This window comes from Paenibacillus allorhizoplanae (assembly GCF_927798215.1).
Taxonomy (GTDB): domain Bacteria; phylum Bacillota; class Bacilli; order Paenibacillales; family NBRC-103111; genus Paenibacillus_E; species Paenibacillus_E allorhizoplanae.
The window spans coordinates 26,479-44,586 of record NZ_CAKMMW010000006.1 but is presented as its reverse complement, the minus strand read 5'-3'; the positions used below and the strand labels follow the sequence as shown (position 1 = coordinate 44,586).

General features: G+C 43.9%; 18 protein-coding genes. 2 read left to right on the top strand and 16 right to left on the bottom strand.

Going from position 1 to position 18,108, the window contains the following annotated elements; translation table 11 throughout:
• Position 1: 1 nt before the first annotated feature.
• From cdd to rsgA, 14 genes are all read right to left on the bottom strand, one after another.
• Complete coding sequence (gene cdd, locus L6I86_RS12340) at positions 2-415, bottom strand: cytidine deaminase (protein WP_056609726.1); 414 nt, start codon at positions 413-415, stop codon at positions 2-4.
• Between the two features lie 32 nt (positions 416-447).
• A complete protein-coding gene (locus tag L6I86_RS12335; protein ID WP_056609727.1) occupies positions 448-1,152 on the bottom strand; it encodes a diacylglycerol kinase in 705 nt (234 codons plus the stop codon).
• A complete protein-coding gene (gene ybeY, locus L6I86_RS12330; protein ID WP_171635240.1) occupies positions 1,152-1,688 on the bottom strand; it encodes an rRNA maturation RNase YbeY in 537 nt (178 codons plus the stop codon). Before ybeY ends, L6I86_RS12335 begins: the two co-directional genes overlap by 1 nt.
• An 18-nt stretch (positions 1,689-1,706) precedes the next feature.
• Positions 1,707-3,935 (bottom strand): HD family phosphohydrolase, encoded by a 2,229-nt coding sequence (locus L6I86_RS12325; RefSeq protein ID WP_236287479.1) that lies wholly within the window; start codon positions 3,933-3,935, stop codon positions 1,707-1,709.
• 39 nt (positions 3,936-3,974) lie between these two features.
• Complete coding sequence (locus tag L6I86_RS12320) at positions 3,975-4,940, bottom strand: PhoH family protein (protein ID WP_056609732.1); 966 nt, start codon at positions 4,938-4,940, stop codon at positions 3,975-3,977.
• 7 nt (positions 4,941-4,947) lie between these two features.
• A complete protein-coding gene (gene yqfD, locus L6I86_RS12315; RefSeq protein ID WP_236287476.1) occupies positions 4,948-6,141 on the bottom strand; it encodes a sporulation protein YqfD in 1,194 nt (397 codons plus the stop codon).
• Between the two features lie 37 nt (positions 6,142-6,178).
• A complete protein-coding gene (gene yqfC, locus L6I86_RS12310; RefSeq protein WP_056609736.1) occupies positions 6,179-6,457 on the bottom strand; it encodes a sporulation protein YqfC in 279 nt (92 codons plus the stop codon).
• A 154-nt stretch (positions 6,458-6,611) separates the two neighbouring features.
• Positions 6,612-7,073, bottom strand: a complete 462-nt coding sequence (locus L6I86_RS12305) for a hypothetical protein (protein WP_236287474.1) — start codon at positions 7,071-7,073, stop codon at positions 6,612-6,614.
• Positions 7,074-7,091: 18 nt separating this feature from the next.
• On the bottom strand, positions 7,092-8,081 hold the full coding sequence (gene floA / locus L6I86_RS12300; protein WP_216626290.1) for a flotillin-like protein FloA: 990 nt from the start codon (positions 8,079-8,081) through the stop codon (positions 7,092-7,094).
• A 14-nt stretch (positions 8,082-8,095) separates the two neighbouring features.
• Complete coding sequence (locus L6I86_RS12295; RefSeq protein WP_236287472.1) at positions 8,096-8,761, bottom strand: NfeD family protein; 666 nt, start codon at positions 8,759-8,761, stop codon at positions 8,096-8,098.
• Between the two features lie 162 nt (positions 8,762-8,923).
• Positions 8,924-9,367, bottom strand: a complete 444-nt coding sequence (locus L6I86_RS12290) for a GatB/YqeY domain-containing protein (protein WP_171635233.1) — start codon at positions 9,365-9,367, stop codon at positions 8,924-8,926.
• Positions 9,368-9,375: 8 nt separating this feature from the next.
• The gene (gene rpsU / locus L6I86_RS12285) at positions 9,376-9,549 is read right to left on the bottom strand and encodes a 30S ribosomal protein S21 (protein WP_028558020.1); all 174 of its coding nucleotides are present in this window, start codon (positions 9,547-9,549) and stop codon (positions 9,376-9,378) included.
• 114 nt (positions 9,550-9,663) lie between these two features.
• On the bottom strand, positions 9,664-10,014 hold the full coding sequence (locus L6I86_RS12280; RefSeq protein ID WP_236287470.1) for a histidine triad nucleotide-binding protein: 351 nt from the start codon (positions 10,012-10,014) through the stop codon (positions 9,664-9,666).
• A gap of 90 nt (positions 10,015-10,104) precedes the next feature.
• On the bottom strand, positions 10,105-11,169 hold the full coding sequence (rsgA, locus tag L6I86_RS12275) for a ribosome small subunit-dependent GTPase A (protein ID WP_236287468.1): 1,065 nt from the start codon (positions 11,167-11,169) through the stop codon (positions 10,105-10,107).
• 190 nt (positions 11,170-11,359) lie between these two features.
• On the opposite strand from rsgA, the gene L6I86_RS12270 reads away from it, so the two are divergent.
• Positions 11,360-13,282, top strand: a complete 1,923-nt coding sequence (locus tag L6I86_RS12270) for an FAD-dependent oxidoreductase (RefSeq protein WP_236287466.1) — start codon at positions 11,360-11,362, stop codon at positions 13,280-13,282.
• 83 nt (positions 13,283-13,365) lie between these two features.
• Here the strand turns inward: L6I86_RS12270 and L6I86_RS12265 are convergent, their stop codons facing one another.
• The gene (locus L6I86_RS12265) at positions 13,366-15,303 is read right to left on the bottom strand and encodes a stalk domain-containing protein (RefSeq protein ID WP_236287796.1); all 1,938 of its coding nucleotides are present in this window, start codon (positions 15,301-15,303) and stop codon (positions 13,366-13,368) included.
• Between the two features lie 386 nt (positions 15,304-15,689).
• Between L6I86_RS12265 and L6I86_RS12260 the strand changes: the two genes are divergently transcribed.
• On the top strand, positions 15,690-16,787 hold the full coding sequence (locus L6I86_RS12260; RefSeq protein WP_236287464.1) for a CapA family protein: 1,098 nt from the start codon (positions 15,690-15,692) through the stop codon (positions 16,785-16,787).
• 115 nt (positions 16,788-16,902) lie between these two features.
• On the opposite strand, the gene L6I86_RS12255 is transcribed toward L6I86_RS12260, so the two are convergent.
• Positions 16,903-18,006 (bottom strand): chymotrypsin family serine protease, encoded by a 1,104-nt coding sequence (locus L6I86_RS12255; protein WP_236287462.1) that lies wholly within the window; start codon positions 18,004-18,006, stop codon positions 16,903-16,905.
• Positions 18,007-18,108: the final 102 nt, after the last annotated feature.

Here is an 18,108-nt window from a genome sequence, read left to right as displayed (position 1 = left end):
CTTATCCTCCATTTGTGTGCAAATCTTTCGTTGTAAAAGCGCCTGGCAATAAAGCAGCCACCGTCGTTTGAACGAAAGCTCCTTTGAGATTACTCAAATAAACAGGCATTTCCGGTTCGCACAATTCAATTAATACTTGTCGACATACGCCACATGGCGAAATCGGCCCTTCCGTATCTCCAGTTACCGCGATTGCTTGAAAGGATCCCCTCGGATGCCCATCTGCAATAGCACGGAATAACGCAGTTCTCTCGGCACAATTCGTCGGTCCATAGGCTGCATTTTCGACATTACACCCTAAATGCACGTGTCCATTCGCATCCAATAATGCGGCACCGACCTGAAAGTTAGAATAAGGCGTATAGGCTCGCTTCATCGCTTCTTTAGCGAATTCAATGAGTTCTTGCGGATTCATAGCCATCCACCCTTTATTAAGTAATAGTTAAGTTATAGCATGTTTAAGCAGGAAAAAGCGAGGATCGTCACTACAATACCAATCATTGCTCCCAAAAAGAGTGCTGGGAATGGCCTTGTTTTCTTATCATACAAGACAATAAGGATAATTATAGACAGCGTATACCCAAGTAACGCGGCGATCGTTTCGGTGACTAATACCAATATGACAGTAGCAATCGCAAAGGCGATAGCTGTTAATAAACTTGGTCTAACTAGTTTCCCTTTGTCCGAGAACCTTGTCTCAATCACGATAACTGTTAGCATGACTAATGCAATCAAGATCCATATCGCACCCGCTGACATCGGTGTTTCTTCGAGTCTGGCGTGCCGTAACAATCGATCGACTGGCTCATAGAAAACAACTAACCCGACAACGATTGCAAACATAGCAGACACCAATACGGACGCCGCGGCGACGTCCTTCGCAATTTTGGCTAGCGGATGGCGGTCTGGCATAGCAAGATCCACCGTTTTCTCGACAGCCGTATTAATTAATTCCGTGACAATCATAAGTGTGACGGCCAACAAAATAAACAAAATATCGGTCTTGGATAAATGAATAAAAAGAGCTGCTAATAACACAAGAAACGCAACGGAAAAATGAAATTTCATATTTCGCTGCGTATCTAGTGCATATTTGATTCCTTCATAGGCATACCGAAAGCTTCTGCGCCATTTACGGAAGCCGCCTGACATTAGCGTGTCAAGCCTGCCTTCTGCAAAATGTCCTCCTGTTTAGCGAACATCACTTTCTCTTCTTCTTCACTCTGGTGATCATATCCAATCAGATGCAAGAAGCCATGGACAAATAAGAATCCAAGCTCACGTTCAACGGAATGACCATACTCTTCCGCTTGCGCAATCGCACGTGGTACTGAAATAATAATATCGCCAAGCGGCTCGATGAACGCCTCTGATACGGTTTCACCTTCTTCTAGCTCTCCCTCAGAATCGTCACCATCATCTTCATAGTTAATTTGAATCTCGTCATCCCCAAATTCACTCATTGCAAAGGATAGGACATCTGTAGGCTTGTCTAAATTGCGGTATTGCTTGTTCAAATCCTGGATCGTCTCATCATCAACGAATGTGAGGGCAACCTCACCTTCTGATACACCTTCAATCTCACCTGCAAGCTTGAGAAGCTCCTCGAGCTTTTCAATGAACGCAGGCGAGATTTCTTTCTCTTCTTGTTCACTGCTCCATGCTAATGTCAAATCTACACTTGCCATAGGGATAAGCCCTCCTTCTTATGCTCCTGGCTTCTTAGCCGTTAATTCACTTGGATATTCAATGCGAGAATGGAAGATGCCTAACAAAGTTTCATTCAATGTTTTAGCGATCTTATCAAGCTCCTTCAAAGTTAGGTCACATTCGTTGAATTGACCATCGTCCAAGCGTGATTTAATAATTTTGGTTACCATGGAATCGATTTGTTCAAGGGTTGGATTACGCAATGAACGTACCGCCGCCTCCACACTATCTGCAATTCCGACAATTGCCGCTTCCTTCGATTGTGCTTTAGGCCCAGGATAACGGAAATCTTCTTCACGTATCCCTTTCTCACTATTCTCTTCTTCAGCTTGCTTCTTCGCTTTATGATAGAAAAAGTGCAATAGTGTTGTTCCATGATGCTGTTCAGCGATATCGCGGATCGGTTTAGGCATTTTATAATCCTTCAGCATATCAACACCATCGCGCGGATGCGCAATAATAATGGACTTGCTAAGATTTGGATCTATTCGATCATGCGGATTCTCGATATTCGTTTGATTTTCAATAAAGTAGCTAGGCCGCTTGGTTTTACCAATATCATGATAATACGAACCTACCCGGCACAAAAGACCATCTGCACCAATGGATTCAGCAGCAGCTTCGGACAGATTGCCCACCATCACGCTGTGATGATACGTCCCTGGTGTTTCCGTTAGCAGCTTGCGGAGCAGTGGATGATTCGGATTTGAAAGCTCTACCAGCTTAAGCGGAGATAGAATTCCGAAAGAAGCTTCAAAAAACGGAAGCAGTCCGATAACGAAAACGACCGTTACAAGTCCTCCTGCTGTAGCGAAAGACAAGGACATCAGTGCTTCTCTTTGTTGAAAGTGGTCTTCCATCAACAGCATCGCCGTAATCGTTAACATGGAGAAAAAGGCGATCATTAAGCCCGCTTTCAAAATAGTCGCACGCTGACTAGCACGTTGAATCGTAAATACACCGCTAAAACATATCACTAAGCTAACTAAGCCAAACCGAAAATCGAATAACGCATCATGCTCTGTATTAAAAATAATACTTGCAATGATTGAGAATAAAACTGATGAAATAAAAGCAAGCGGAGCATCCAGTAATATAGCAATCAATATGCTGCCGAGTGCTGTCGGAGCCAAATACCCGATAAAGGGATAATCAAAATTCTGGAGCAGTGAAATGATCTTCATTCCTGCAATATTCATCACGAAGATGAGAACAAGCATTACCAGTTGTAAATTATTGTATTTGACCTGTAAGTTACTCTGTCTAACAAATATAAAGATCACAAAGGACAAGAGTGCACATAGGATACCAAGACCGAGTTGAGGCAAATGATTCGCTTTATCCTTTAGCAGCTTCAGCTTTTCCAACCGCGTATATATTTCTTCCGTAATGACATCTCCAGCTTTAACCAGGACATCATTCTTATTAATATAAACGGTCTTCATGTTGCCCCTAGCTTGTCCTTTCGCATCATCGGTACCTTTTTGATCAAAAAACTTATTCGGGGTAATCAACGCTCTGGCAATCTCGGTTACCATCTCACGGGATGTATTCTTCGATAGCGTAGACGTATTCACAACCTCTGCTACCTTCGCCCGCGCTGTCTGTGCGTCGAGAATCTGATCATTCATAAGCTTAGTCACGATTTCTTTCGTCACGGGACGCATGTCAGCAAGGTCTTCCTTGGTCAACCGTGGCAGTTTAAAATAAATTTCCTCTGGCAGCGGATATTTCTGATCCGATAGACCGAGTTGGATTTGTTCCAGTAACAAATCATTATATTGCCCACTATTGCGCAATGTTTTGATAGCATCATTCGTTAGGTCACTAATCAACTGCGGAATGACACGACGGTAAATGCTAACTTTATCATCGAACTTCACTTCATCATCGGCGTTGATCTGAGATAACTTATCAAAAATAGCATCACTAATGACTTCATTTTTGAGATTAACGATCTTATAGACAGGCTGAACGCGTTTTGCAGCGTCTTCTTTGGCTTGTTCCGTCGCGACAGCGTTCTCAATCTGCTCTGGCGCATAAATCGTCTTCTCACTCTTCATACCTAAGGTAATATCAAATACTTGTGGAACGAGCTTAGCATACAGGGTGAAATAGAATATCAATCCCAATATGAGAAACAAGAGTATTCTTAAGCCTGTATTGTATTTCCATCCGCTCAGCCGGTAATGAAATTTGCCCTTCATTTGCACTTCATTTTTCATTACGGAGGTCATTCCTCTCTATCTATCCAACCTACATCATTACTTATTCATTTCAGCGTTATAGGCAACAATTATTTTCTGAACAAGCGAATGACGTACAACATCACCTTCATCAAAATAAATAAAGCCTAGTTCTTCAATACCACTTAGAATACGGGACGCTTCAACCAATCCAGAAGATTTCCCTCTAGGTAAATCAATCTGTGTCACATCGCCTGTAATGACCATTTTGGAACCGAAACCAAGCCTAGTTAGAAACATTTTCATTTGCTCTGGCGTCGTGTTCTGTGCCTCATCCAGAATGATGAAGGAATCGTCCAACGTACGCCCTCTCATATAGGCTAATGGGGCGATTTCGATGAGTCCGCGCTCTAGTGACTTCGCAACTTGCTCAGGCCCAAGGACGTCATTAAGAGCATCATACAATGGGCGTAAATAAGGGTCAACTTTTTCCTGTAAGTCCCCTGGCAGAAACCCTAAACTTTCCCCTGCTTCGACGGCTGGACGTGTGAGAACAATACGTTTGACAGCCCCTTCTTTCAATCGCGTCACGGCAAGAACTACTGCTAAATAGGTCTTACCTGTTCCTGCTGGACCTATCCCAAAGACAATATCTTTCTTCTTGATTGTGTCCACATACTTCTTCTGCCCAATCGTTTTGACACGAATCGGCTTTCCTTTATGTGTGGATGTAATTTCACCTTTGAACAGATCTAATAATTGCTCTGCTTTCATTTGCTTCGCTAACTCAACAGCATATAGAACATCTCGCTCAGTTACCGTGTAATTATTGCGAATCAGCTGCAGCAGAACTTCAAAAAGCTGCTGAAGTGAGTTCACTTCCGCAGCTCTGCCCTGAATTGTTATTTCGGCTTCGCGCGTAAAGATTTGAGCTTCAATTTCTCGTTCGATGACATGTAAGAATTTATCCTGCGGACCAAACAAAGCTAGTCCTTCATTTGGATTTTTCAATGTAATTTTTACAGATTGCGCATTTTCTATCAACAGGGCCTCATTCTCCTTGTGTCACTATTGGTTGTTCTTCAGCAATATTCTCTTCGACCTCAAAATGAACGTCTATATAAATTTTACCATTCTCTGTTTTTTCATGCAAAATTTTTTCTCCAACGATCCTCGAATCCTCACCTGCAGAAGCCAATAATTTAGCTCTTGCTTGCTCGATTCCCACCTTTTTCGCGTTCGCCGCTTCCACAGGCTCTTCAACGACATGTACCTCCATTATTTTCTCATGTAGCCAACCTAGTGGGATTGAAAATGAGCGCCAAGCTAGTGTTTTGCGATCAGGTATCGTTTCAAATTGTTCGAATGCTGTCTTCCCATAGCCGGTAAGTTGCAACGCTCTAGAACCTACTACAAGATAACTTCGATGTTCTGTTTCCCCTGTGAAGACCTTATATTGTTTCGTAAGCGGAGCTTCAATTCGGGAGGTATACCAGACCACTCCTCTTATCTTACCATCTGCGACCACGATTTGACTATTTTGCTCGTCACCAATCGTACCCGAGATCAAAACAGTCCCTTTGCGGACATAGGTATTCGGTTTAACCATCGGCTTTCCTTTTACCGATTGTATTTCCGTTACGAGCGCACTTTTGGAAGCCACAATGTTTCTCGGATTTTTCAATGGATCTTTTCCTGGGATGGTCGCCTCAACAACCTTAATTGTGATGTGCGTCCCTCGAATTTCGACACCAACCCACGCTGCACTAGGTAATTGCTGCTGAATAGCCCTTGAGAGATCCTCGGTCTTGTCCAACTTAAATTTCCACTGAAACTTATGTATGCCTTGCTTGGATGCGGCCTGCAAAATGTCCGACGATGCAATACGGTCATTGCCGTCCACACTCACTTGCCACACCAAAGACGTGAGCATATAGAGACTAATAATGAAAGCAGCAATGCCGCCAAATAATACTTTTCTCCGTCCAATTTTATCCATAAAAAATGGCAGCCCAAACCGCTCTACCACATGCATTCTGCAGCCTGTCCGTTTCAAAAGCGGCCGAAGTCGGAAGAAATCTTTGATAAGGATGTACAGCTCCAGCTTCCCATCTTTGCCAGTTTGAATATCCCAAATGGAGAAGCCCCCCTCCACCATGGGACGAATCAACCTTTCGCAGTCCTTGCCTCTAATTTGTATGCGTACATAGCCACGCAAACGGGCAATGAATAGGGATTGTTTCATGACTCAGCCTCCAGTTCTCATTCGCACTACCACTACATTAAGGCATATATTTCACATGATCGATGATGCCTTCAATGAATACCTCTTCTGAAAGAATCGCTCTTATGACCAATTGTTGGCCGCATACTTCCAGCGTTCCTTTCGCTAACTCCAGTTTCAGAATTTCACTGGAAAAATGCAGTACGCCCCGGTGATTCTCAACATAAAGCTGTACGTTGCCGATCATCGTGATTCGCGGCAAATCCTGTACAACATCTTGGGGAAGATCAAGGATCTTGGCCGTGAACTGGTTCCATTTGCGGGTCAAGCGACGCATAGCTGGGCAGTACCCCCTCTAACTAGAAGATCGAGAATGCAGAAAAGGCGCATAGACTTTCTACCAAATTATGCGACAGTAGCCGCTTTTATGAAAAAGAGGCATAAAAAAAACGTCTCCTCGCATTAGCAAGAGGACGTTCATGAAATGGTCGTCATCGACGGTATGGCTTTTTGGCACGTGGCGGGCCTAATATCTCTGCCCAAACAACGCCTTGAAGCACTTGATCCCGATTCGGTTGATCTGGAAATTGGCTTGCAGTTGAGATCTCATCAGAATAAATAGGTGAAGTTACTGTTGTTCCACTTTTCACAACTGGCGTGAAGGGTGAGGGCTTCTGCTTCTGAGCACTTGCGGTTGATCTACCAAGCCCAGACTGATTAAATTCGTCTCGTGTGCGCTCTGGACGACTAGATGGAGCCATATGAGCTGGTTGTACTTTCTTGGCTTCTGCAGACCTTCTAGCGTCGCCTGGGCCGTTGCCAAAGGTTGGCATCCCCTTCCTTTGCGCACTCTGCTCAGCTCGCTTGCGTCTGCTTTGTATTTGATAGAAGAAGGTTAACGCTATAATGACCAAATACCAGTTCTTAAATAAAAATGCGATAAGCTGTTCCATTTGATCACCTCACAAACCTTATTCTTTTTCATTTTTTCCATCGTTTACTTTACCTAAAGATGAACGCATTTGCGTATCGGATTCAATATTTTTGAGATTCATGTAATCCATTACGCCTAATTGACCATTTCTCAGAGCTTCAGCCATGGCAAGAGGTACTTGTGACTCTGACTCAACAACCTTAGCACGCATTTCAACAACTCGTGCTTTCATTTCCTGTTCTGCTGCAACGGCCATTGCGCGGCGTTCCTCTGCTTTCGCCTGAGCAATACGTTTGTCTGCCTCCGCTTGCTCTGTTTGCAAATGAGCACCAATATTTTTACCAACATCCACATCCGCAATATCAATAGACAGAATTTCAAAAGCTGTCCCCGCATCCAAGCCTTTACCTAAAACAGTACGTGAGATCATGTCTGGATTTTCTAGGACATCCTTATGAGATTCACTGGAACCTACGGTTGTCACAATCCCCTCTCCGACACGGGCAATAATTGTCTCTTCGCCGGCTCCACCTACGAGTCGATCAATGTTCGCACGAACCGTAACTCTCGCAATAACCTTTACCTCAATTCCGTTCTTCGCGACGGCTGAAACATTCGGCGTTTCAATAACACGCGGATTTACACTCATCTGAACAGCTAACAACACATCACGACCCGCCAAGTCAATGGCCGCCGCGCGCTCAAACTCCAAATGAATTTTGGCACGATGTGCAGCAATTAATGCATTCACAACTCGGTCAACGTTTCCGCCTGCTAGATAGTGACTTTCCAGTTGGTTCACACTGAGATCAATACCTGCTTTGGTTGCTTTAATCATTGGGTTTACTATGCGACTTGGGGTTACCCGACGTAGTCTCATAGCAATCAAAGTAATAATGCTGATTCTTACACCGGAAGCCAGCGCAGAAATCCATAGCATAACTGGTACAACACTTAGTAAAATCGATAACACGATGATAATGATGGCTGCAAGCAGCACTAAGTATAAGCCTGGTTCAATCGTCATTTGTTTGTATCCTCCTAATGATTAGGTTGGTCATCCGCGGCTTTCACCACAACACGAACCCCTTCAACTTCCACAACGATAATTGCTTTATTTACGGAAATAAAACTACCATGCGTGACAACATCAACACGTTCTCCTTGAATCAACGCCGTACCTGCAGGTCGCAATGGCGTTATAGCTTCCCCCGTCAAACCCACTAAATTAGATCGATCTGGACTCGACGTAAAACCCTTGCTCATGGTTAGCTGCTCCTTGAGAATGAAACGGTTCCAAATGCCGCGATGTTTAAACGTTCTAATTGCTGCAATGACAACCACAATGGCGACTAGCAATGCAATAACTAACATGAACGCCGCTTCCTTAGGATCTGAAGAAGCCATCAGTACACCGCCGAATAGGCAAATTGCCCCAAGAACACTTAGAATACCGAAACTTGGCACAACCAATTCTAAAATCAAGAGAACCAAACCAAGTCCCAAGACGGCTAAGTCTCCAAAACTCGCAAAGCCAGCTAAGTAAAAACCTAAGAAATATAAACCAAAGCCAGCAACCCCCGCCAAAGCCAACAATCCACTACTAAAAAAAAGCAGCTCCAGCGCTATACCAATAATCCCAACCATCAATAATACAGTACCTGTCACAGGGTGAGTCAGAAACGCGGATAGATTATCAAGAAACATCGTCGTTCACTCCTTCCCTTCAAACTTCCTACTCAATAGGTATGTACGTATTAACTTATGAACTGTTTCGGAAATTAGTAGAAATTTTGAAAAAGCTTCTGATTATGTAGAAAAAAGACCAAATGGAATAATCCACTTGGTCTTCACGAAACATATTTGGTATTAACCTAATAATTGTTGAACTAACTGATTGATTAGTTTACCATCAGCGCGTCCTTTAACCTGAGGCATCAATGCCGTCATCACTTTGCCCATATCCGCTTTGGAAGAAGCACCAATTTGCTGGATGGTCTGCTGTACAATGGCTTTCACTTCTTCCTCAGAAAGCTGTTGCGGCATGTACTCAGCTAGAATAACAAGTTCCGCCTTCAGGTTGTCGGCTAGATCGTCACGACCTGCCTTGCTAAATTCTTGGAGGGAATCCTTACGCTGTTTGATCTCACGAGTTAGAACATCAAGCACTTCATTGTCGTCTAAGGGTCTTTTCAGATCAATCTCAGAATTCTTAATCGTAGAACGTACCATTCGAATTACAGAGAGCTTAAACTTGTCCTGACTCTTCATCGCTTGTTTCATATCTTCGTTCAATCGATCGCTTAAGCTCATGTTGCCTCCTAGAACTTTCTTTTACGAGCAGCCTCAGATTTAAGCTTACGCTTAACGCTAGGCTTGTCATAATGCTTACGTTTCTTAACTTCTGCAAGAACGCCATCCTTAGCGATGGAACGCTTAAAGCGACGAAGTGCAGCATCTATAGTTTCGTTCTTACGAACTCGAGTTTCTGACAACAGTTTTCCCTCCCTCCGAACAGACCATCTAAGACAAAACGGTTCATCAAATCTCATTATAGGTGATAGTAATTAGGGTGTCAATCGCAAAACTGATCTTTCCTACTAGAAAGATTAGTTATGGACCCCAAGCGGTGCCAATCTAGCACCTGCCATCAAATGATAATGCAAATGGTGAACAATTTGACCAGCGTTTGCTCCAATGTTCGTGATCACACGATAACCGGAATCTTCTACTTCTAGCTCTCTAGCAATTTGCGCAGCCACACGCTGCATTTGCCCCACGACTGCCCAATCTTCCGGCTGTCCTGCCGATAGTGAAGCAAAGTGTTTCTTCGGAATGATAAGGACGTGAATCGGTGCTGCAGGCTGAATATCATGAAAAGCTAGAATCTGATCATCTTCATAGACTTTCTTAGAGGGAAGCTCCCCCGCAATGATTTTACAAAAGATACAATCACTCATTGACCCATTCGTCCTCCCGACATTGTTATCCTACTTACTTATAAGTTTATCGGAAAGCTCTCAAAAAATCCAATCCAAATCTTATCGAAATTAGCGATGAGGTTGACTTTTGAGGGATTGGTGGATCTTCTTCCATTTCGCTTTCTCAGCAGCTTGAAGTCCTTTGTCCTCTTTGCGAGCCAAATAAGCCAGCTCCTTCTGTAATTTCAAATAATTCTGAAAACGCTCCGCGGACAAAGCTCCCGAGTCTAACGCGGATTTTACCGCACATTTGGGTTCATTCTCATGCTTACAATCTTGAAAGAAGCATTGCTCAGCATATTCCTCAATATCCTGGAAGGATGTACTCAACCCATCGGAAGCGCTCCAAAGCTGCAGTTCTCTCATTCCTGGTGTATCGATTAAAATACCGCCATCCGGCAGTAAAATCAGCTCACGATGCGTTGTCGTATGCTTTCCTTTGTCATCCCCAGATCGAATGTCTCCCGTGTTCAAAATATCTCTGCCATAAATTCGATTCACTAAGGTTGATTTCCCTACCCCTGATGAGCCTAGCAGCGCAACCGTCTGTCCGCGAGTCATATACCCAGCAAGTTCATCAAAGCCGCGATTTTCGGCAGAGCTAATAATATGAATGGGTACGCCAATGGCAACAGCCGCCACTTCCGCTGCCAACTCATCTGGGTTCTCGCACAGATCAGACTTGCTTAATACGATGACGGGATTAGCGCCGCTCTCCCAGGCTAGGACTAAGTAGCGCTCAATTCGACGAACATTAAAATCTTGGTTCAAAGCGTTTACCAGAAAAACGGTATCTACATTGGTCGCAACAATTTGCTCTTCTGTGACTTGTCCAGCCACTTTACGGGAAAACTTACTTCGACGAGGAAGCACGGCATGGACCACAGCACGTTGCTCTCCTTCACGGATTGATATCACTACCCAATCCCCTACTGCTGGGTAATCCTCGCGACGTAGAGCTTGGTGACGCATTTTGCCAGAAACTTCAGCTAACACTTCGCCAACTTCCGTCTGAACGCGATACATATGTTTATGTTCTAAGGAGACGCGGCCTGCGACAAATCCTTCTTCGTTAAGAAAGGGTTCAAATGCTTTTTCGAAACTTACATGCCATCCTAAATCTGCTTTATTCAAGTGGTTATTTCATCCTCTCAAGGGGTTCTAATGTGAAGTATATACCGATCTGATGAGCTCGACACGGGAAAGAATGAGTTAGATTATTTAATCCGCAGATCGTTTTGGACACCGGTCAATTCACTTGTAGACTGTAAGTCTATTTTTGCATATAATAAGTGTAAATGGATTGTTTGAATGGAGTGAGCGGATGAGTCAATTCATGAGAGCCTCGACCCGCAAAAAACGTGATGTAATGATGGAAGTTGCTTTAACGATGTTCATGGAGAAAGGCTACGAGAACGTATCTGTCGATGATATTATCGCAGCAACCAGCACCTCCAAAGGAACCTTTTATCATTATTTCAAAAGTAAAGATGCCATTATTTCAGCATTATACAGTAAACAAACGCAGCTGATTCAGGATTGGGTGAAACAGCCCCCCTCAAAGGTACAATCGCTAGAAGGTCATATTAATCGTCTATTTTTAGACTTATCGTCGAATATTCAAATGTCACCACGACTAATTCGTAGTTTACAGGCACTTTCTTTACAAAATGACACGGTAAAATCAGAAGAACTTCAGCAATTGAAAGTCCTGACTCAAAGCTTAATGCACTGGCTCCCGGAGCCTAAAAAGATTGAACTGCTTGTATGCATGTATACCGGAACGATTCTCACTTGGTGCAATCAAGATGATGCCGACCTGCTCTCCATGATGAAAAACAACTTAGCCTGGCTTTGGGTAGGACTTCGTTCTGAAGAACCTTACGCATCGTTGCAGGTAGAACCCGTCCCCAAGGAGGAAAAGCGAATGAAAGTAGCCATTATCGGCGGAGGTTTAGCTGGTTTAACAGCAGCCGCGTATTTATCAGAAAATCCACACGTAGAAGGTATTCTATTTGAACGCAGTCCACAGCTGGGAGGGCGAGCATTTACGTATGAAAAAGCAGGTTTCACGCTCAACTACGGTGCGCATGCCATCTACGGAATTGATCGTCATACACTGACTACGATGGAACGTGAACTTGGTCTTTCCTTCTCCTCTAAACAAGTAGATAAACGAAAAGTCGTCTATGCGAAGCACAATCAACTTACAACCGCGCCGCTGGATGCCATTAATTTACTCAAAACTGATTTGCTAAGCACGATTCAAAAAGTTCGCTTTGTAGGCGAAATCGCGGCCATTATTGCTAATATCCACAATATCAAGAACTACGCTACCTTAGCCGACTATCTTGCCGAATCTAACGCAGATGAAGATGTTAAAGAACTATGGGAGCATTTGGTTTGCTCCAACTTCTTCATTACGCCTGAGGATGCTCGCAACGTGTCCGGCGCTGTAATCAGCGAGTATTATCACAACTTGTTCTTGTCTAGTAAGCCTGTTAATTATGTCTTGGGCAGCTGGGCTGTTATCACAAATCAGCTCAAACAAAAGTTGACCACTTCTGGCAAATGGGAAATCGCCTTACAGGAAGGTGTCGACGGACTTCGTTATGAGGATCGTAAATTTGTATTAAAAACAAAAACGCGTGAAATGGCATTTGATAAAGTGATCTTCGCAATGCCTGTTCAACAAGTAGTAAAACTGCTTAAAGGTTCGGCATGGGAACCGTTCTTAGCACCCTATGAATCCAACACAGCAACCGAAGTTATGGTTTATGACATTGGATTAAGCCGCGTCGTCGCTAGACCATTTAGTTACATTAGCGACATGGATAATAAACTATTCATCAGCGATGTTTCTGCAACAGACCATACACTAGTCCCAGAGGGTGGACAATTGCTCCAAGGTATCGCTTACCTAAGTGATAAATTCGATACCGACGATGAACGCAAGATCTATTTGGACAATAAAACCTCTCAAATGGAAGCCCTATTCGACATGCATTACCCGGGCTGGCGCGATGTCACTGCGGTTAAGCGTGTTTCCAAGAAAGCGATGGTTTCCAGTGTGAAAAATATTGCAACCAATCGACTTTTGCCAACTCGCGTGGAAAATATTCCGTTCTACTTCTGTGGAGACGGCTGCACAGGGAAAGGCGAGCTTGCTGAACGCGCATTCTCGAGTGCGCGCAGCGCGGCTTTATCCATCGTACAGGAAGTGGAGCAGGCCTTGCAGAACGTATAATTTTGCACAAATGAAACAATAAACAAAAAGCTGCTCAAGATCTGACTTGTCGTCAGAAATTGAAGCAGCTTTTTATTTACGAACTATTTGCTGGTAATGGACACCGTTCTAGTTGCCCCATCCCAGTTGACGATCCCGCCAAAAGTTTCACCTACGAATCTAGCAGGCGCAAGTGTGTAGCCATTGACTAGTCTGGCTGGTTCTTCCAATTCAATCGGTTTGCCATTCACATAGACCGTTTTTTGGTCAAGTGTCAGCTTTACGGTAGTGTTCCCTTTGATTGCAGTGACGGATCGGGTAGCCGCTTCATAATCAACTTTAGCTCCCATTGCTTCGAAAATGGCTCGAAGTGGCGTAAATGTCGATCCATTTACAATAGCAGGGGCTTGTTCAAACTGCTGTACATTACCATTGATATTCACGGAAACTTGTGATGAAATTCCAAACGTGCGGAACGCCACTTGTTGACCGGATTTATTCAAGACACGCAGCTGTAGAACAGAGCCTTCTGGCACCTCGCCAGCTTTAAGATCTAGTCCGTAAGGTAAACTCGTTTGAGAAGCAATAACTCGACCATTCAGAAGATACTCCACTTTACCAATGTACACTTCAGGTATTTTGATAAAAGGAATGATTCTCGTCTGCTTCGTAAATGCTTGGTGATCAGCATCGATCGGCACATAACCTACACGGTCAGTTGGTTTAGCTGCGTCTTTCACTTCAGAAAGCAGATAAGGATTCGCGATCAACTGGCTGTAATAAGTTTGAATATCAGAGGAAGTCGATAACGAGTAGTCATTCTTCGCATTATTCATTTGTTGATCCACATTAAAATACGTAATAGCTTTCAATCTTGGATACTTGTAAGGCATAATTTCATACAAACGCTGTAGATTCAACTTCGCCCATTCCGTGTAATCTTCACCAGCCGAATGTGAGTAATGTGGAACACCAGTCTCACTCAGCATCAAAGGTTTACGGTCCGCATAGGTGTTGTACAATCTTGTAAGTCTTTCAACGTTGCTTGTCGCAAGCATGGAGGGTAGTGATGGATCTCCATTTTCGTAAGGCTCGATGTATAAACTGACACCAACCCAGTCCACATAAGCATCTCCTGGATAGTAAGGATCGATATCGTTAGCCGGTACATCTCCCGGACTCCACACCATAGCCACATTCGGCGCATCCGTAGCAAATACATCATGAAGCATTCTAAACTTCGCGATATACTGCGCAGGATTCCCATGCCATTTCACCCAAGCGCCATTCATTTCCCCAGCAAATCGTAAAAAAATAGGAATTCCAGCAGCTTTCGCCTCTTTGGCCCAGCTCCGTAAATAGGCTCCATCTGTAACAGGATCTAGTCCATTGTCTGGCTCCCATGCGATTTGCAAGGCACCGCCAGCGTCTTTGGCACGCTTTGCATAGGAGGATGGAAAACCTTGACCCCAGTGAGCATAGGCTAAGTAAATCGCATGCTTTTTGCCATAGACGGATTGCATTTTTGTAAATGTATTACCGACTTTAGGGTCTTGCTCGGAATACATACCTAAATATGTCCCGTAGGCTGGTTCAAACTTAGCTAAGCGCGAGCCGACTGATTGGGAACGCTCCTGAACGATGCTCTCGATATTTTCTTCCCGATACAATTCAACGGTTGTCCGAATTTGATCCGCACGCTGCAATTTAACAGCGCCCCAATCCTTGCCTGCATTAACCCAATATTGATTCTCCTGTTCATAATAACGAATCGCTTGATCATAATCACCGATATCGTCAAAATACTTGTCTAATTTGCCACTGAAAAGGGCCGCGTTCTCCCAGTCCCCCGCACTCGCATAATGGTCAGCCAGATATATCCAATGGGGAACTGCTGCTTTAGAATTTCCAGACGCTTGCAACGTCTCTGCTTGTGTCCAATGATCCCATACAACATCCGCACGTGTAGGTGCAGGAGATCCCGCGATACCCGCTGCAAGAATACTAACAGCCAGTGATAGAATTCCTATTTGTTTATTCATTTTCAAGAGATACATACTCCCTTTCAAGGTGTTCTAAAATATTCACTTGTACTTGATACGTTATCAGAAGGGGAAAAGTAGCATATTCCTCAAAAAAATTACAAAATCCCCTACCTTTCAGATAAAGTTGGCTCGAATTTCATGATTTCAACACGAGGGTTCGATCCCTTTTGCAATTAACCATTGTTAAAATATAGAAAAAGAGAGTGCGAAAGGGTTTGCATCGTATGAAAAATAAAGGGGTAGTTCTCCTGTTGGCAGTTTGTATAAGTTCATTATTTGTTGGTTGTGAAGCCACACTTAACCCCTTGTCCATTGGAATGAAGTCCATCCCTATTGAATCAAGATCATCTGAATCTGCACAGGAAGTAAACATCGAACACGTTTTGGAACCCTTACCAACGACAAAACCGACAGGATCCATTGAAGAAATTAGCCAAACACCACTCTCTATTCTCGGTACAATCGATACGGACAGTTCCCCAAGTGTCGTATATGTACAACCAACACCAACCAATTATGATAGACCAGAACCCTTGCATATTCTCTATGCCGGCGATGCGATGTTCGATTGGTCAGTCAAAGAAGCGATTAACCGATATGGCCCCGATTATCCCTTCTTACATATTCAATCCGAAATTGAACAGGCTGATTTCTCTTTCGTCAATCTTGAAACGGCAGTAACCCTGGAGAATGAAAAGGATACCAATCAGATCTATAATTTTAAATCGAATCCCGAATCCCTTACTGGTTTGAAGAATGCTGGTTTTGATATGGTATCCGTTGCCAATAATCATTCCATGGATTTCTTGCAGAAGGGTTTTCTCGACACACTTACCCATCTAGATACAGCTGGCCTGCTTTATGTGGGAGGTGGTCTGAATGCACAAGAAGCGTACCGAGCAAAGAGTGTTAATGTGAAAGGAAAAACAGTGAAATTTCTCGCCTTCTCTCGGTTCATCCCAACCGGAGATTGGTTTGCAGGTAAGAACAAGCCTGGTATTGCTCAGGCCTATGATCGAAAGCCAGTGCTTGATGCAATCGCTCGGGAACGCGAGAGTGCCGATTACGTTCTCGTCTATTTACATTGGGGAGTGGAGATGAATAATCGCCCTGAGGCATGGCAGCGTGAATTCGCCAAACAAATGATAGATGCAGGTGCAGATGCCATCATCGGGAGTCATGTGCATGTGTTGCAAGGTTTTGAATATTACAAAGGCAAGCCCATTGCCTATTCAATCGGTAATTTCCTATTCCCTGACTATGTCACTGGTCCCAAAGCGGACACGGGTCTGCTCCATTTGAAGCTCGATGAAGAGCAAATCGAGATGTCATTTCAACCTTTATACATTGAAAAAAATCAAATCGTTCCCAAAGGTTCCGTGTATGAAGAAAAGCAATTGGCTTATTTGAAATCTATCTCTTATGGGGTGGCACTAGAGGGGCAGACGATTCTACCAGAGATCGGGATCGCCAGCAAATGATTGAGTCGTGGACATATGTAAATGGAACTGCCGATGGCTATGAAACAGAAACAAGGATTGCGATCACCTCGTTTTATGTGAATAGCCATCGGAATTCCAGTTCTAACTACTTATTTCATTTATGGGATTTTACTAAAATAGCTCTAGTACGCTTCCGTTGTTGCGCTGTTAGAGGCTGTACATAAGAGGCATCACCGTGAGGTGCAGCACCTTTTATTTTACCTGCCGTATATGTGCCACCTGCAGCTGGAATAGCCGTACGTACCCCATATGATGCCATAACAACACCGATCGGATTACTAATCGAACGTGAACCATCCGCTGGACCAGCGAAATTAAGTGCTACCGCATAACGATCGCTGGAACGGAGCCATACAGAGCCTGAATCACCCGGAAGTGATACGGGACCCGAAGTTCCTACAATGACAGTCTGATTGCGAAACAACAGCGTACCTAAGCTGCCTCCATAAGAAACACGCACATCCACATTATTAGACTCCACAGTTCCTCTTACAGCACCTGATGTACGACCAGATTTAAACACTTGAAGCCCAACAGGATAACTTAGAAGATGGCCTGGCACTATAATTAAATCGCCCGATGCACTGCGTAAATATCTTGGGTTTAATAGACTATTTGAGGTTGGAAGGGCAATAGACGAATCCTGAAAATTAACTTCACCAGGACGTAACGGAACAAATTGATACGCTCTCCCTACACGATCAGCCCCCGATGTCCCCCCATCTGCCGGACCAGGTTGGACCGTTTCAGAGAATGCAGAAGAATTATTTCTGATCAGTACATGGTTGTTACTTAGAATGTAAAGTTGGTTATTTTTGATTACGATTAAGCCAGCAGTCCCTGTCGAGGAAGGATTCGTTTTACCAACGCTCACCCCGCCAGGCACTGGACGATTTCTACTTTGAAAAGTAGTTGCCCTGTACACTTTGGGTTTAGGAGCCTTTAACACATGTGCTTTGAAAGAATCCGCAGAGAGAAAACGCACAGGAACAGACGAACCTAATCTAGAAGCAACGCTCTTCAAACTATTTAATCCTGATGGCATGATTTTTTGATGGGTGTACACAATGACGCTCGCACCCGCGGTTGGTTTTTTGGGATCTGCGTATCCGACGCCGACACCCATAACCTCTGCCCTTTTCAATAATACAGGCGAGAGACGATTCTTATGTTTCAGTGCTTCATGAAATGTTGCCATTCACATTCCCCTTTTCGTCATGTTGGTGCAGTGTATGCCAACTTGTACGATTCGGCATGATGCCTTTACCTAAGGAGCAGGCAGGAAACAAAAAAAGGCTAT

Bases quoted from the DNA above. Each gene is read 5' to 3' on its own strand.
- L6I86_RS12305 (WP_236287474.1), bottom strand. From the start codon at position 7,073: ATGGAACAGCTTATCGCATTTTTATTTAAGAACTGGTATTTGGTCATT.
- floA (WP_216626290.1), bottom strand. From the start codon at position 8,081: ATGACGATTGAACCAGGCTTATACTTAGTGCTGCTTGCAGCCATCATT.
- cdd (WP_056609726.1), bottom strand. From the start codon at position 415: ATGAATCCGCAAGAACTCATTGAATTCGCTAAAGAAGCGATGAAGCGA.
- L6I86_RS12255 (WP_236287462.1), bottom strand. From the start codon at position 18,006: ATGGCAACATTTCATGAAGCACTGAAACATAAGAATCGTCTCTCGCCT.
- L6I86_RS12295 (WP_236287472.1), bottom strand. From the start codon at position 8,761: ATGTTTCTTGATAATCTATCCGCGTTTCTGACTCACCCTGTGACAGGT.
- L6I86_RS12270 (WP_236287466.1), top strand. From the start codon at position 11,360: ATGAGTCAATTCATGAGAGCCTCGACCCGCAAAAAACGTGATGTAATG.
- yqfD (WP_236287476.1), bottom strand. From the start codon at position 6,141: ATGAAACAATCCCTATTCATTGCCCGTTTGCGTGGCTATGTACGCATA.
- L6I86_RS12265 (WP_236287796.1), bottom strand. From the start codon at position 15,303: ATGAATAAACAAATAGGAATTCTATCACTGGCTGTTAGTATTCTTGCA.
- L6I86_RS12290 (WP_171635233.1), bottom strand. From the start codon at position 9,367: ATGAGCTTAAGCGATCGATTGAACGAAGATATGAAACAAGCGATGAAG.
- L6I86_RS12325 (WP_236287479.1), bottom strand. From the start codon at position 3,935: ATGAAAAATGAAGTGCAAATGAAGGGCAAATTTCATTACCGGCTGAGC.
- L6I86_RS12335 (WP_056609727.1), bottom strand. From the start codon at position 1,152: ATGTCAGGCGGCTTCCGTAAATGGCGCAGAAGCTTTCGGTATGCCTAT.
- L6I86_RS12280 (WP_236287470.1), bottom strand. From the start codon at position 10,014: ATGAGTGATTGTATCTTTTGTAAAATCATTGCGGGGGAGCTTCCCTCT.
- yqfC (WP_056609736.1), bottom strand. From the start codon at position 6,457: ATGCGTCGCTTGACCCGCAAATGGAACCAGTTCACGGCCAAGATCCTT.
- ybeY (WP_171635240.1), bottom strand. From the start codon at position 1,688: ATGGCAAGTGTAGATTTGACATTAGCATGGAGCAGTGAACAAGAAGAG.